We start from the raw sequence: 12,316 nt of genomic DNA on the forward strand, positions 1-12,316 counted from the left end.
GGGACTCGACAGGACCGGGGCGGCGGCGGATGCTGCAGGGGCACGGGGCCGTGCGCCCCGTCCGTGCTGCAACTGGATTCGGGAGGTTCGATGAAACGCCTGCTTCTGCTTGGCATTCTTGCGCTCGCCGCCTGCGAGCGGCACGTGCCCTCGTCGCGCTGGCTGGGCGCGCCGTTCTTCCTCGACCCGGCGGTGCAGCCGGCCGACATCGCAGGCCTCTGGTACGAGGTGGCGCACTTCCCGGCGCCCTTCCAGCGCGGCTGCAGCCATACCACCGCCTATTACCAGCCGCAGGCGGATGGCTCGATCGCGCTCCGGAACCGCTGCCAGGTGGGGGGCGAGATCCGCGAGATCACGGGCGTTGCGCGGGTTGCCGGGCCAGGCAAGCTGACCGTGCAGTTGCAGGGCGTGCCCTTCGGCGGCGACTACTGGATCCTCGGACAGTCGGCGGACGGCCGCATGCTGGTGGTGGGAACGCCCACGCGGATCGCCGGCTGGGTGCTGCACCGCGATCGCCGCATCGATCCCGAGGAGTTCTACGCTGCGCGCTCGCTGTTCGAGCGCAGCGGCTATGATGCGGCGGCGCTGCAGCGGACCGACCAGCGTTGAGGCGGGGGTGCCGTCCGCGGGGGCATCGAACCCCCGCGAACGGCGCTGCCGCGGAAGACGTCAAAGTCCGCGCGCCGGGGTCGGCGCACGGCCCGCTCCCGGTGTCTGGCGTGGAACGGCTGCGGTGATCCTGGGGTGCGGAGCCCGTCGCATCACCGGCGGTTCTGCCGGAACGGGCGCGGTGGGCCGGGGCGTCCGGCTTGGGGAGCGGCTGGCTGAGGCGCGGGCGGCTCAGGTGCCGCGCGGCTTGGCGCGGGTGGTCGGCTCGGCCTCGGTCGGATCTTCCGGCCAGGGGTGGCGCGGGTAGCGGCCGCGCATGTCCCGGCGCACGTCCGCGTAGGAACTGGCCCAGAAGCCGGGCAGGTCCATCGTCACCTGCACCGGGCGCTGGCCGGGCGAGAGCAGCGTGATCCGCAACGGCAGCCGCTTCGGCCCGACCGTGGGATGGGCCGTCACGCCGAACATCTCCTGCAGCCGGATCTCGATGCCGGGCGCCTCGCCCTCGTAATCGATCGGCACGCGGCGGCCGAGCGGGGTTTCGAAATGCGACGGCGCCAGGCGGTCGAGGAGTTGCCCGCCCTCCCAGCCGAGCCGCGCGCGCAGCGGCTCGGTCAGGTCGAGGGCGCGCAGGTCGGCCTCGGTCCGGCGCCCGCCGAGGAAGGGCAGCAGCCAGTCGGGATCGGCCAGCAGGGCCGCGTCCGACACATCCGGCAGGTCGGCGCCCTCGGCATGCAGCAGCGCGATCCGGGCGCGGAGGCGGCGGGCGGATGGGCTCCAGGGCAGGCCGATCTGGCGCAGGCCCTCGACGGCGGCGCGGGCCAGCGCCTCGGGCGGGGCATCGGGCCAGCTGCGGTCGTCGAGCACGAGGGCGCCCAGCATCTCCTGCCGCCGGGCGATCACCCGGCCCTCGCGACGCGACCACTCGCAGACCTCGCGCCAGCGGATCTGTGGGGCGAAAAGCTCGCGCAATTCGGATTCGGTGATGGCGGCGGCCTGCCGGACCTTCGCCTCGCGGGCATTGCCGTCGAGGTCGGTGGCGACGATCAGGCGGGCCCCCGACAGCGGCTGGCCCGGCTCCATCGCCGCGCCCTTGCCGGCCGACAGCACCCAGCGCGGGCTGTCGCCCTTGCGCCTGAGGCCGATCCGGTCGGGATAGGCCAGCGCCGCCATCTGGCCCGGCGAGAAGCCCGCATCGGGCGCGGACACCGAGCTCGCGAGCCGCCGGGCCTCGTCGCGGATGCGGGCGAGGGCGGCACGGTTCACCTCATGCGGATGCTCGTCCGAGAACCGTTTCGGGTCGCGCAGGGCAGCAAGGCGCAGCGCGAGGTCCGGCGGCCCCTTCACCAGGTCGCGGTCGGCCATGAGCGCGGCGAGCGGTGCGGCCTGAGGCCCCGAGAGCGCCAGCATGTGGCCCACACGCGGATGCAGCGGCAGCCGCGCGAGCGCACGGCCGTGTTCGGTGATGCGGCCGTTCTCCAGCGCGCCCAGCCCTTCCAGCAGGGCGCGGGCCTCGGCCAGCACGCCGGGATGCGGCGGCGTGAGGAAGGCGAGGTCGCTGCTGCCCCAGACCGCCAGTTCCAGCGCGAGGCCGGTGAGGTCGGCGGCCTCGATCTCGGCAGGGGGAAAGGGCAGGAGCGCGCCTTCCTCGCCCTTCGTCCACATCCGGAAGCAGATCCCCGGGGCCACGCGGCCGGCGCGACCGCGGCGCTGCTCGGCCTCGGCCCGCGTGACACGCTCGGTCACCAGCCGGGACATGCCGGAGTTGGGGTCGAACCGCGCCCGCCGCGCCCGGCCGGCATCCACGACCACCCGGACGCCCGGAATGGTCAGCGAGGTTTCGGCGATCGAGGTCGCGAGGACGACCTTGCGGCGCTCGGATGGTGCGAGGGCCGCGCGCTGCGCGCCGAAGTCCATCGCGCCGAAGAGCGGGGCGACCTCGCAGCCCGGAAGGTCGAGCAGGCCCTGCACGCGCCGGATCTCGGCCTCGCCGGGCAGGAAGACCAGCATGTCGCCCTCGGTCTCGGCCAGCGCCTGCCGGACAATCGCCGCCACCTCCGGCTCGAGCCGCGCGCCGGGGGGCAGGGGCTTCGGCAGCCAGCGCGTCTCGACCGGGAAGGCGCGGCCCTCGGAGGTCACCACCGGGGCGTCCCCCATGAGGGCCGCCACCGGCGCGGCATCGAGGGTCGCCGACATCGCGACGAGCAGCAGATCCTCGCGCAGCGCGCCACGCACCTCCAGCGCCAGCGCAAGGCCGAGATCGGCGTTGAGGCTGCGCTCGTGGAACTCGTCGAAGATCAGCGCGCCGATGCTGTCGAGCGCGGGGTCGTCCTGGATCATCCGGGTCAGGATGCCCTCGGTCACCACCTCGATCCGGGTGGCGCGCGAGACCTTCGCCTCGCCGCGGATGCGGTAGCCGACGGTCTGGCCCACCGCCTCGCCCCGCGTCGCGGCCATCCGCTCGGCCGCCGCCCGCGCGGCCAGCCGCCGCGGCTCCAGCAGGATGATGCGGCCCTCGCAGAGGCCGGCGTCCAGCATCGCCAGCGGCACGCGCGTGGTCTTGCCCGCGCCCGGCGGCGCCTGAAGCACCGCCATGCGGCTTCTGCGCAGCGCGGCCACCAGTTCGGGCAGCGCGGCGTCGATCGGAAGGGTCTCGCTCATGCGGCCGTTATGGCCGTGCCACGCGCGCCGCGCCAGAGCCTAGCGGCGGCGCAGCGTCGCCTGGCCATAGATCGTGTCGGCCGTCACCCGCACGGCGCGCATCCGGCCCTCATCGGTCGGCGCGAAGCTGACCACGAAGGGGAAGCGCGACTTCTCGGCCAGATCCTCCTTCGAATAGCCCGCCACGCGGCGGAACTCGCCCTTGCAGGTCACGCCGGTTTCGGAGGGCGTGGGCTCGCCGAGGGCCACCCGCGTCAGCCGCCGCCCGTCGAAGATGTCGAGCGACAGCCGGCACTCCTCGCCCGGAGCGGTGTCGCGCAGCGCGGCGTAGAGCGCGCTCAGGGGATCGACCGTGCCGCGCTGCTCTTGCGCCTCGATGTCGTAGGAGCGGCGCTTGCGCTGCGGCACGCTGCGCTCCACCGCGGGGACGCCGTTGGTCCATGTGAGGATCGTCTCGCGGCGATCGTCGCCCCGGGCGGCGCGCTCGCTGTAGGTCGCGGCCGCCGGCGTGCGGCCCTGGATCGAGCCCCGCGCGGCCACGTCGTAGCGTGTGGTCTTGAACATGCCGATCAGCCCGCCGCTTTCCAGCCTGCCGTTGACGGCATAGCGGCCGTCCTGTTCCTCGGCGCTGAACGAGAGCGTCCCCGCCCGCATGCCGCGCAGCATCAGGTCGAACACCGCCTCGTCCGTTCCCGCGCTGGCCGGCGCCGCCAGCAGAAGCGTCAGTGCCATGATCCCGAGCCTGCCCATGCGAACCCTCATCCTGTCGCAACCTGCCCTCTGGAATATCCCGGGAAGAGAGGGCAAAACAGCCCCGCATCGCCGCGGCACGCTGACATTCGCGTCAAGCGGCGCGGAACCCTGCCGGAGCGTACGATGGACCCTGCCGACCTCGCCTCCCGTATCGCCAGCGGCGACCGCCGTGCCCTTGCGCGCGCCATCACGCTGGTGGAAAGCCAGCGCGCCGATCACCGCGAACAGGCGCTTGCCCTGCTGGGGGAACTGGCGAAGACCGGGCGCGAGGCGCTGCGGATCGGATTGTCGGGCACGCCGGGCGTCGGCAAGTCGACCTTCATCGAAAGCTTCGGGCTGATGCTGACGGGGCAGGGGAAGCGGGTGGCCGTGCTGGCGGTCGATCCGTCCTCGGCCCGCTCGGGCGGGTCGATCCTCGGCGACAAGACGCGGATGGAGCGGCTGTCGCGCGAGCCGCGCGCCTTCATCCGGCCCTCGCCCTCGCAGAGCCACCTTGGCGGGGTCGCCCGCCGCACGCGCGAGGCGGTGGCGCTGTGCGAGGCGGCCGGTTTCGACATCATCCTGATCGAGACCGTGGGCGTCGGTCAGTCCGAGACCGTGGTGGCCCAGCTGTGCGACCTGTTCCTGCTGCTGCTGGCGCCCGCGGGCGGCGACGAGTTGCAGGGGGTCAAGCGCGGCATCATGGAGATGGCCGACATCATCCTTGTCAACAAGGCCGATGGCGACCTGAAGCCCGCGGCGCTGCGCACGGTGTCGGACTACGCCGGCGCGCTGCGCCTGCTGCGCCGGCGCCCGCAGGACCCCGAGGGGTTCCCCAAGGCCATGCCCGTCTCGGCGCTGGAGGAGGCCGGCCTTGCCGCCGCCTGGGAGGAGATGCAGGCGCTGATCCTCTGGCGCCGCGAGCAGGGCCATTTCGCAAGCCGCCGGGCCGAGCAGTCGCGCCACTGGTTCGAGGAGGAGGTGCGGCAGGGGCTGCTGTCCGTCCTCACGCGGCCGGGGCCCGCGCGGGACGCGATGGCGCGGCTGGGCGAGGCCGTGACCCGGGGCGGCCTGACGCCGGAGGCTGCGGCGGCGGAACTGCTGGCCCGGCTCTGACCGGAGGTGTTGCGGGGCGGAAGGATCGGGCCTGAATCGCTTGACGCCGCCCGCGTTTGCCCCTACACGGCGCCGATGGAATTCGGCGCGCTGCCCTTGGCGGTGCCCTTCATGCACAACCACAAGGATCACGACCATGTCGCGCGTCTGCGAACTCAGCGGTAAGGCTCCGATGACCGGCAACACGGTCAGCCACGCCAACAACAAGTCCCGTCGGCGCTTCCTGCCGAACCTGAACGACGTCACCCTCATCTCGGACGTGCTGGGCCAGTCGTTCAAGCTGCGCATCTCGGCGGCGGCGCTGCGCACCGTCGATCACCGCGGCGGCCTCGACGCCTTCCTTGCGAAGGCCAAGGACGACGAGCTGTCGCTGAAAGCCCGCGCCATCAAGAAAGAGATCGAGAAGGCCCAGGCCACCGCGGCCTGATCCACTCTCTCTGCATCGCACCGCGCTGCGGCCCCGCCATCGGCGGGGCCTTTGCTTTGGCGCAAGCTTTGCCGCCGGCCGCGCTTGTGGCCGCGCGGCCAGCGCCTATGATCGCGGCATGATCCGGCTCCGCCTCCTGTTCGTCCTGATGCTCGGCCTCGTGCTCGTTGCCTCGTCGGTGACGGTCGCCGTGGCGCGCGGACAGGCGGCGCTGGGCCGGCAGGTCGTCATCTGCACCGGCCTCGGCGTCACCACGCTTGCCGTCGATGCCGGCGGGCGGCCCCTCGGGCCGGTTCATCCCTGCCCGGACTGCCTTGGCAGCCTGCTGATTGCGGCCTTGACGGATGCGCCGGCGCTGCCCGCGGCGCCCGCCGCGCGCGGGATCGCGCTGCGGCTGGACCTGCCGCGGCAGGCCGAGGGCCCGGACCCCTTCTCGCCCTGTGCGCGCGGGCCGCCGGTCGGCTTCGGCTGACCGACGCACCCTTCCCGCAAACAGGAGAGACACAAGATGACCCTGCTCAAAGCCCTGATGACCGCCGCCGCGGTGGCAGTTGCCGCCCCCGCCTTCGCCGAAAGCCACCTGTCGGTGACGGATGCCTATGCGCGCGTCGCGAGCCCTGCCGCCAAGTCAGGCGGCATCTTCATGGTGATCGAGAACCACGGCGACAGCGACGACCGGCTGACCGGTGCCGCCTCGGACGCCGCCGAGCTGGTGGAACTGCACACCCATGTCGCGGGCGCCGATGGCGTCATGCAGATGAGGAAGGTCGAGGAGGGCTTTCCGGTGCCCGCCCACGGCAGCCACGCGCTGGCGCGCGGCGGGGATCACGTCATGCTGATGGGGCTGACCCGGCCGCTGGCCGATGGTGACACGGTCGCCCTGACGCTCAGCTTCGAGAGCGGCAAGACGATCGACCTGACGGTGCCGGTGGACCTGAAGCGCGACGCTGCCGCCGGGCAGATGATGCACGGCATGACGCACGGCAACTGAGCCTTCGGGGCGTGCCCGCCGGGCGCGCCCCTTCCGTCAGCCGCCGCAATAGGCCTGAGCCGCCTCGCCGAAGGACTTGTAGCGCAGCCAGAACGCCTCGTCGGAGCTGCGGCTGGAGAATCGCACCTCCTGCGCCTCCTCCGGATCGGCGAAGAACTTCGCTGCGCGCTTCTGGTCGCCCGAGCGCAGGGACATGTCCGCGACCTGCTGGATGCAGTTGCAGGTGGCGCGGTTGGCCGCCTGACGGTCCGAGCGCAGGCAGGCCCGTTCGATCGGGCCTCCGGCAGCGGCAAGTGTGGGAAGGACGAGGACGGCAAGCGCCGCCGCAAGGGCCGGTTTCTTCATGATCTGCCTCGTTCACTGCTCCGGCGGGGTTGATCCCCGCCGGTCTTTCTTATCGCGCCAATTATGCCCGGATGCCGCTTTTTATCAAACCGATTCGTGCCGTCGGACCGTCACAGCAACAGTGAATCCCTGACGTCGGCGAGCGAGCCGGTCACCGCGATGAAGAAGTCCGCCGCGCCGTCACCGTTGCGATCCGCCATCAGATAGCCGCCGGAGAAGCGCAGCTCACCTGCGCGGTCGTGGAACTCGTTCGCTCCGATGAAGGTGAATTGCTGGATGTCGGCTTGCTGCAGGTTCGCGTCGGCGGAGGTCAGGTCGATCAGATCCGCGCTGCGGAAGTCCCGGATCACGTCTGCCGTTGCGCGGCTCGATCCGCTGCCGCGCGTCTGGAACACGAAGACATCCGCGCCGCCGCCGCCGGTCAGGATGTCGCGACCCAGTCCGCCGTCCAGCACATCGTCGCCATCTCCGCCGTCGATGCTGTCATTGGCCGCCCCGCCGCCGAGCCGGTCGTCGCCGCCTCGGCCGACCAGCACGTTCGCCAGACCGTTGCCGTAGATCGAATTGTCCTGTGCATTGCCGGTGCCGTTGCGCGCCGCACCGAGCAGGGCAAGTTCCTCCACGCCTTGGTTGAGGGTGAAGCTGACGGTGGAGTAGACTTGGTCCGTATCCGAGCTTGAGGCGCTCTCGAGGATCACGTCGCGCAGGTTGTCGACATAGTAGGTGTCGTAGCCGGCACCGCCCGACATCGTGTCGGCTCCGCTTCCGCCATTGATGATGTCGTGGTCTGACGTGCCGAAGATGCGGTCGTTTCCGCCGTGGCCCGAGATCGTCATGGAGTTGTAGCGCGTGGAGGCATCGATGACGTTGTCGGCATCATTGCCTTCGAACCGCAGGACGTCGGCCTCGATCAGCACGCGTTCGACGTTGTCCGGCGTGCTGCCCCACACGAGGCTGGTGCGGATGATGAAGGTATCCACGCCGCCTGCCGCATCCTCGTGGACCGACACCGAGAACCCGTTTGCACTGGAGTCTGCAATGTAGGTGTCGTTGCCCGCCCCGCCATAGAGGTCGTCGCGGCCCGTGCTGACGTAGATCGTGTCGTTGCCGATGCCGCCGAACACCCGGTCGTTGCCGTAGGAGCCCTGCAGCGTGTCGTTGCCGCCCCGGCCGGAAAGAATCAGGTTGTCGTAGGAATATTCTCTCAGGAAGTCCGCGGCGGACGTCCCGTTAACGCGAGTGGTCATAATATACCTTGCAATCAGTGGTTTAGTGACGATAATTCTCGCCCTGGGCGGGCTCGCTGTCAACACGCGACCCCGGTTCTCGCAGGCCCCTTCCCGGCGCAGCCGCGACAGGCTATATGCCGCGCATGACCCAGCTCGACCTCATCCGCAACTTCTCGATCGTGGCACATATTGACCACGGCAAATCCACCCTCGCCGACCGGCTGATCCAGTTGACGGGGACGGTGGCCGAACGCGACATGAAGGCCCAGATCCTGGACTCGATGGATATCGAGCGCGAGCGGGGCATCACCATCAAGGCCAACACCGTGCGGATCGAATATCCGGCGAAGGACGGCAAGACCTACGTCCTGAACCTGATCGACACGCCCGGCCACGTCGACTTCGCCTATGAGGTCAGCCGGTCCATGCGCGCGGTCGAGGGTTCGCTACTGGTCGTCGATGCCTCGCAGGGCGTCGAGGCGCAGACTCTGGCCAACGTCTATCAGGCGCTGGATGCCGGGCACGACATCGTGCCGGTGCTGAACAAGATCGATCTGCCCGCGGCCGAGCCCGAGCGGGTCAAGGCGCAGATCGAGGACGTGATCGGCCTCGATGCCTCGGATGCGGTGCTGATCTCGGCCAAGTCGGGGCTGGGGATTCCCGACGTGCTGGAAGCCATCGTCACCCGCCTGCCGCATCCGCAGGGTGACCGTTCGGCGCCGCTGAAGGCGATGCTGGTGGACAGCTGGTATGACAGCTATCTCGGCGTCGTCGTGATGATCCGCGTGATGGACGGCGTGATCCGCAAGGGCGACCGGGTGAAGATGATGCAGACCGGCGCGATCTACGGGATCGACCGGCTGGCCGTGCTGAAACCCCAGATGGTGGACATCGACGAACTCGGTCCGGGCGAGATCGGCGTGCTGACCGCCTCGATCAAGCAGGTGCGGGACACTCGGGTGGGCGACACGATCACCCACGAGAAGAAGGGCTGCGAAGCGCCGCTGCCGGGCTTCAAGCCGGCGCAGCCGGTGGTGTTCTGCGGCCTCTTCCCGGTGGACGCCAACGATTTCGAGGCCCTGCGCGAGGCGATCGAGAAGCTGGCGCTGAACGACGCCTCCTTCACCTACGAGATGGAGACCTCGGCGGCGCTGGGCTTCGGCTTCCGTTGCGGCTTCCTCGGGCTTCTGCATCTGGAAGTGGTGCGGGACCGGCTGGAACGGGAATACGATCTGGATCTGATCACCACCGCGCCCTCGGTGGTCTATCAGATCTACATGAAGGACGGGACCGTGCAGGAACTGCACAACCCCACCGACATGCCCGACCTGACCTATGTGGACCATATCGAGGAGCCGCGGATCCGCGCCACGATCATGGTTCCGGACGAGTATCTCGGTGACGTGCTGAAGCTGTGTCAGGACCGCCGCGGCATCCAGCTTGACCTGAGCTATGCCGGCAGTCGCGCGATGGTCGTCTATGACCTGCCGCTGAACGAGGTTGTGTTCGACTTCTACGACCGGCTGAAGTCGGTGACGAAGGGCTATGCCAGCTTCGACTACCAGATCACCGGCTACCGCGAGGATTTCCTGGTGAAGATGTCGATCCTCGTGAACGACGAGCCGGTGGACGCGCTGTCGATGATGGTGCACCGCGACCGCGCCGACCTGCGCGGCCGGGCCATGGTGGAAAAGCTCAAGGAGCTGATCCCGCGGCACATGTTCAAGATCCCGATCCAGGCGGCGATCGGCGGACGGGTGATCGCGCGCGAGACGATCTCGGCGATGCGCAAGGACGTGACCGCCAAGTGCTACGGCGGTGACGCCACGCGGAAGCGCAAGCTGCTGGACAAGCAGAAGGCCGGCAAGAAGAAGATGCGCCAGTTCGGCAAGGTCGAGATCCCGCAGCAGGCCTTCATCAACGCGCTGAAGATGGACAGTTGAGAGGCAGGGCCGGGCATCAGCCCGTGCCCCGCCCCGTCGGCCTGGCGAGGATCGCCTTCCTCACATGCCGCTCTGGGCCTCCTGCGATTCCTGGGTAATCGCGTCGCCCGCAGCCGAAAGATCCTGACCCGCGCCTTCGACCGTCTCGCAGGCGGCAAGGCCCACCAGCGCCAGCAGGGGCAGGAGGAGGAAGGGTTTCATCATGTGGTTTCTCCGTGGTTGCTGCGCCACGAACGCACGGGCGGCCCATCCCGTTCCGGCCGAAGAAGGGGCTTAAGGCGTCCTTAAACGGATTGCGGCAATTCTCTGCCGCATGACCCGGTTCGTCCTCGCCCTTTTCCTGCTGACGCTCGCGGCCTCGGGGGCCGCCATGCTGATCGATCCCGGCCGTGGACCGCGGCCGGGTGGCAGCCTGCCGCCGCCCGGCCGCCCGACGCAGGGCCATCGGGAGAGACAGGCCGCGCGCATCCTTCCGGTCGGCGGATGGACGCGCGCGGCGGCTGCGTTCAGGCGGCGTCCGGTCCCTTGATGACCAGCACCCAGAAGGCATAGATCCCCAGAAGCAGGAAGATCACCGCCCAGATCGGGTTGCCGAGGGCGAAAAGCTCCACGGCGGACCAGGCGATCGGAAAGATCCCGGTGGCCCAGCGGCGCCAGGCGGGACGGAAGAACGGGTGGTTCGGATCGATCAGTTGCATGGCCGAAGCGTAGCGCGGACCCATGGGGACGGGTAGGGCGAAGTTGCCGCAGGCCGGCCGCCGCACCGGCTGCCGCATTTTACCGCGCTTGCCGCAAGTCTTCGGCAGTCATAGGCTTTCCCTCAGGACAGGAGAGCGGACATGACCAATATCGACCCGGCCTTCACCGGCCAGACCGTAATCACAACCTTCGAGATGACCCCCGGCACCTGCGCCGACCTGCTCGAGGAACTGCAGGCCGCGCTCGACGACTTCATCCGCCACCAGCCGGGCTTCATCTCGGCCAGCCTGCACGTCAACGATGCCCAGACGCGGATCGCGAACTATTCCCAGTGGCAGCGGCGCGAGGATTTCATGGCGATGCTGCGCGCGCCGGAGATGCGGGAGCGCACCCGACGGTTTGCCGAACTGTGCCGCAGCTTCGAGCCGGTGATGTACGAGGTGGCCGCGGTCTACTGACGGACCCGGCGGCCATCCGTCCGCGTTTTCTTCCGCAACGGTGGGAGAGACAGATGGAAGAGTTCGTGCAGGCTGTCGGGGTGGTGGGGCTGGTCCTGCTTGCCCTGACAGGTCTTCTGGCCGGATGGGTCGCGAGCCTTGCCGCGGGCGGGCGGCACCGGGGCCGCTACTTGCTCATCGGGCTGATCGGCGCACTGGCCGCGCCGCTGGTTCTGCTCGCCCTTGGGGTGACGGTGCTGGCGGCCTCGGGGCTGGTGGCGATTCTGGCGGCCGCGCTGATCGGCGCGGTGATCGTGCTGGTGATCGCCCGGCTGATCTTCGACTAGCGCGGGAGTCAGAACTCCAGCCAGAGGCCGAGCTTCACCGCAGGCTCGGCCTCGCCGCTGATCGGCGTGATCAGCCCCACCTCCAGCTTTGCCGGATCGCGCAGGCTGTAGACGACCGAGTTGGCCAGCCGCATGTCGAGGCCCGTGTCGCGTCCCTGTTCCAGCTGCACCTGGCTGATCAGCATCAGCCGGTCGCGCGGGCGAAGGCCCAGTGTCAGTTCGGCCTTCGCGCTGGTTTCCGGCAGCATGTAGACATAGGTCGCCAGGGCCTGCGAGTTGAGCTGCTGCGTGAAGGTCACGTTGCGCGCCGTGACGATCGCCCGAGCCTCGGCGGCCACCCATCCTGCCCCGAACCGGGTCGAAAGACCGCGGCCCCATCCGCCGCCCAGCTGCGCGAGCGGCATGACCTCCTCGCCGATGAAGCTGGCGCCGATCCCGGCCGAGGCTGCGAAGCGGTGCTCGCCGCGCACCCAGGCCTTCTGGCCCCACAGGATGAACTTTCCGTCGCCGCGTCCCGACACGCCGGCGTCGATCCCCAGCGTGATCCGCGGCGTCAGGCCATATTCGGCCCAGAGGCCGGTCCAGCTTTCGCCGGCCGCATCGCCCTGCTGCGACAGGGTGAGAAAGACCGCGCCATCCTCGCGCGCCCAGGGCCCGGCGTGGGCGTGCGGTGCGCAGACGGCCGCCCCGGCCAGCGCTGCCAGCCCGAGCAGGCGCGAGAGAGCGGTGCGCATGGGTCGGTCCTCCGAACCCGTGCAGCCTGACGCGCTCAAGGTTAACGGC

Annotated in this window: 15 protein-coding genes; 8 read left to right on the forward strand and 7 right to left on the reverse strand. The window is 69.8% G+C overall.

The window, feature by feature from the left end; genetic code table 11:
• Positions 1–90 precede the first annotated feature (90 nt).
• Positions 91–609 (forward strand): lipocalin family protein, encoded by a 519-nt coding sequence (locus CK951_RS02955; RefSeq protein ID WP_096784748.1) that lies wholly within the window; start codon positions 91–93, stop codon positions 607–609.
• Between the two features lie 231 nt (positions 610–840).
• Here CK951_RS02955 and hrpB read toward each other — a convergent pair whose 3' ends face one another.
• Both hrpB and CK951_RS02965 read right to left on the reverse strand, forming a co-directional pair.
• Positions 841–3,267: an ATP-dependent helicase HrpB gene (hrpB, locus tag CK951_RS02960; RefSeq protein WP_096784749.1), complete on the reverse strand. Its 2,427-nt coding sequence runs from the start codon at positions 3,265–3,267 to the stop codon at positions 841–843.
• A 39-nt stretch (positions 3,268–3,306) separates the two neighbouring features.
• Positions 3,307–4,017 carry a DUF3108 domain-containing protein gene (locus CK951_RS02965; RefSeq protein WP_232520664.1) on the reverse strand — a complete coding sequence of 237 codons (711 nt, stop codon included), beginning with the start codon at positions 4,015–4,017 and terminating at the stop codon, positions 3,307–3,309.
• Positions 4,018–4,143: 126 nt separating this feature from the next.
• Here CK951_RS02965 and meaB point away from each other — a divergent pair, with 126 nt between their 5' ends.
• The 4 genes from meaB (at position 4,144) to CK951_RS02985 (ending at position 6,533) form a co-directional block, all read left to right on the forward strand.
• Entirely contained in the window at positions 4,144–5,115 is a 972-nt protein-coding gene (meaB, locus tag CK951_RS02970) for a methylmalonyl Co-A mutase-associated GTPase MeaB (protein ID WP_096784751.1), read from the forward strand.
• A gap of 136 nt (positions 5,116–5,251) precedes the next feature.
• Positions 5,252–5,542, forward strand: a complete 291-nt coding sequence (gene rpmB / locus CK951_RS02975; protein ID WP_069332452.1) for a 50S ribosomal protein L28 — start codon at positions 5,252–5,254, stop codon at positions 5,540–5,542.
• 118 nt (positions 5,543–5,660) lie between these two features.
• On the forward strand, positions 5,661–6,014 hold the full coding sequence (locus tag CK951_RS02980) for a hypothetical protein (RefSeq protein WP_096784752.1): 354 nt from the start codon (positions 5,661–5,663) through the stop codon (positions 6,012–6,014).
• 36 nt (positions 6,015–6,050) lie between these two features.
• Entirely contained in the window at positions 6,051–6,533 is a 483-nt protein-coding gene (locus CK951_RS02985) for a copper chaperone PCu(A)C (protein WP_096784753.1), read from the forward strand.
• A 36-nt stretch (positions 6,534–6,569) separates the two neighbouring features.
• On the opposite strand, the gene CK951_RS02990 is transcribed toward CK951_RS02985, so the two are convergent.
• Complete coding sequence (locus CK951_RS02990) at positions 6,570–6,878, reverse strand: hypothetical protein (protein WP_096784754.1); 309 nt, start codon at positions 6,876–6,878, stop codon at positions 6,570–6,572.
• 110 nt (positions 6,879–6,988) lie between these two features.
• On the reverse strand, positions 6,989–8,188 hold the full coding sequence (locus CK951_RS21865; RefSeq protein ID WP_157764497.1) for a calcium-binding protein: 1,200 nt from the start codon (positions 8,186–8,188) through the stop codon (positions 6,989–6,991).
• A 62-nt stretch (positions 8,189–8,250) separates the two neighbouring features.
• Here CK951_RS21865 and lepA point away from each other — a divergent pair, with 62 nt between their 5' ends.
• Positions 8,251–10,050: a translation elongation factor 4 gene (lepA, locus tag CK951_RS03000; protein WP_198402387.1), complete on the forward strand. Its 1,800-nt coding sequence runs from the start codon at positions 8,251–8,253 to the stop codon at positions 10,048–10,050.
• 60 nt (positions 10,051–10,110) lie between these two features.
• Here lepA and CK951_RS03005 read toward each other — a convergent pair whose 3' ends face one another.
• Entirely contained in the window at positions 10,111–10,254 is a 144-nt protein-coding gene (locus tag CK951_RS03005; protein ID WP_096784757.1) for an entericidin A/B family lipoprotein, read from the reverse strand.
• Between the two features lie 302 nt (positions 10,255–10,556).
• A complete protein-coding gene (locus CK951_RS03015; protein ID WP_096787141.1) occupies positions 10,557–10,748 on the reverse strand; it encodes a hypothetical protein in 192 nt (63 codons plus the stop codon).
• 141 nt (positions 10,749–10,889) lie between these two features.
• Here CK951_RS03015 and CK951_RS03020 point away from each other — a divergent pair, with 141 nt between their 5' ends.
• Positions 10,890–11,207, forward strand: coding sequence for an antibiotic biosynthesis monooxygenase (locus CK951_RS03020; protein WP_096784759.1), 318 nt, complete (start codon positions 10,890–10,892; stop codon positions 11,205–11,207).
• Between the two features lie 53 nt (positions 11,208–11,260).
• Positions 11,261–11,533: a GlsB/YeaQ/YmgE family stress response membrane protein gene (locus CK951_RS03025; protein ID WP_096784760.1), complete on the forward strand. Its 273-nt coding sequence runs from the start codon at positions 11,261–11,263 to the stop codon at positions 11,531–11,533.
• An 8-nt stretch (positions 11,534–11,541) separates the two neighbouring features.
• On the opposite strand, the gene CK951_RS03030 is transcribed toward CK951_RS03025, so the two are convergent.
• Positions 11,542–12,267: a hypothetical protein gene (locus CK951_RS03030; RefSeq protein ID WP_096784761.1), complete on the reverse strand. Its 726-nt coding sequence runs from the start codon at positions 12,265–12,267 to the stop codon at positions 11,542–11,544.
• Positions 12,268–12,316: the final 49 nt, after the last annotated feature.

The sequence above is a fragment of the Rhodobacter sp. CZR27 genome (assembly GCF_002407205.1).
In the GTDB taxonomy this organism is placed as follows: domain Bacteria; phylum Pseudomonadota; class Alphaproteobacteria; order Rhodobacterales; family Rhodobacteraceae; genus Cereibacter_A.